Origin of the sequence: Acidibrevibacterium sp. (genome assembly GCF_049965395.1) — a bacterium.
Classification (GTDB): domain Bacteria; phylum Pseudomonadota; class Alphaproteobacteria; order Acetobacterales; family Acetobacteraceae; genus Acidibrevibacterium; species Acidibrevibacterium fodinaquatile.
Genome location: NZ_JBMFWJ010000107.1, coordinates 1 through 1,572, shown reverse-complemented (window position 1 = coordinate 1,572; position 1,572 = coordinate 1). Strand labels below are relative to the sequence as shown.

Sequence of the window (1,572 nt, the reverse complement as noted above, 5' to 3'; positions counted from 1 at the left end):
CCGCCGGCCCCCGGGCAATTGCGGGTCGGCGCGCATAGCGATTACGGCAGCCTCACCATTCTTCGCACCGAGGACGCGCCCGGTGGATTGCAGGTCTTCAACCGCGCCGGCGACTGGGTGGAGGTGCCGATCATTCCTGGCACTTTCGTCATTAATATTGGCGAGCTCATGGCGCGCTGGACCAACGACCGCTGGATCGCGACGCTGCACCGTGTCGTCAACCCGCCACGCGCAAAGGCGCATGGCAGCGAGCGCCTGTCGATCGTATTTTTCCACAACCCCAACTACGATGCCGATATTACATGTCTGCCGAGCTGCGCCGAGCCGGATGCGCCACCTCGCTATCCGCCGACGACATCGGGCGCGCATCTTCGTAACCAGTTCACCCGTACCCAGGCCGCCTGACCATGACGCTTCGAACGCATGACCGCTACGATTATCGCGCCATCAACGATCGCCCGGATTTTTGCTGGCCGGAAGGTAAGCGGCTTGCCGTCTATGTCGCGCTCAATCTCGAGCATTTCGCGTTTGGGGAGGGCCTCGGCGCCGAGTTGATCCCCGGCGGCCCGGCGCCGGATGTCCCGAATTTCGCATGGCGCGAGTATGGCAATCGGGTCGGGGCGTGGCGCCTGCTCGATATGTTCGAGGAACTGGCGCTGCCGTCGGCGCTGTTGCTCAACAGCAGCCTTCTCGATCACTGCCCATCTCTTGCCGCGGCTTTTCTCGCCCGCGGCGATGAGATCGTCGGGCATGGCCGCACGAATTCCGAGCGCCAATCGGTGCTGTCCGAAGGCGGCGAGAGCGCGCTTATTGGGGACGCAACGGCGCGCATCGCTGCCTGGTGCGGGCAGCGCCCGCGGGGTTGGCTTGGCCCCTGGCTCGCGCAAAGCCATGTGACGCCAGACCTCCTCAAGGAGGCAGGCTATGAGTATCTTCTCGATTGGTGCCATGACGACCAGCCGGTCTGGATGCGGACCCGCTCTGGCGCTATTCTCTCGGTCCCCTACCCGCAGGAGATCAACGACATCCCGGCGATCGCCGTCCGCCGCGCCAGCGCAGCGGAATTCGCCGACATGATCATCGATCAATTCGAGGAAATGCTGGCCCAGAGCGCGGCGCAGCCGCTGGGCATGGGGATCGCGCTGCACGCCTATATCGTGGGCCAGCCATTCCGCCTCCGCCATCTTCGCCGCGCGCTCGCTCATATCGCCGCACGCCGCGACGATGTCTGGATCACGAAACCAGGCGCCATCGCCCAGCATTACGCGGCGTTGTCACCTTTTGACGCATCCGCTAAAAGTTCATAATCGGATGAAAAGCGCGGTCCTCGAAGGCGCAGAAGCACCGAGGTAAGCATCCCATCAACGCTCTGTAATTCGGGAAGAATGGCGACGCGCGCGCCCGAGTCTTGATCGTGCGCTATGCCGATGATTTCGTCACGGGCTTCGAGAGCGCGGCGGACGCGCGGCGGATGATGGCGGACCTCAAAGAGCGGCTGGCCACATTTGGCTTGACGCTCGGTGGCGTCGTGAAGTGTGTGGAAATTCTGGGTGGCGTAATCTCCGGGTGAGT

Annotated in this window: 3 protein-coding genes; 2 read left to right on the top strand and 1 reads right to left on the bottom strand. The window is 63.5% G+C overall.

Going from position 1 to position 1,572, the window contains the following annotated elements:
* The coding region (locus tag ACP5M5_RS14700; RefSeq protein ID WP_427938604.1) for a 2OG-Fe(II) oxygenase family protein at positions 1 to 405 on the top strand (405 nt) is incomplete at its 5' end.
* A 2-nt stretch (positions 406 to 407) separates the two neighbouring features.
* Positions 408 to 1,307 carry a polysaccharide deacetylase family protein gene (locus tag ACP5M5_RS14695; protein WP_427938602.1) on the top strand — a complete coding sequence of 300 codons (900 nt, stop codon included), beginning with the start codon at positions 408 to 410 and terminating at the stop codon, positions 1,305 to 1,307.
* Here the strand turns inward: ACP5M5_RS14695 and ACP5M5_RS14690 are convergent.
* On the bottom strand, positions 1,262 to 1,572 hold a 311-nt coding region (locus ACP5M5_RS14690), incomplete at its 5' end, for a hypothetical protein (RefSeq protein ID WP_427938600.1). The genes ACP5M5_RS14695 and ACP5M5_RS14690 overlap by 46 nt on opposite strands.

What these genes read in the sequence shown, in the direction of transcription:
- ACP5M5_RS14695 (WP_427938602.1), top strand. Translation starts at nt 408, where the DNA reads ATGACGCTTCGAACGCATGACCGCTACGATTATCGCGCCATCAACGAT.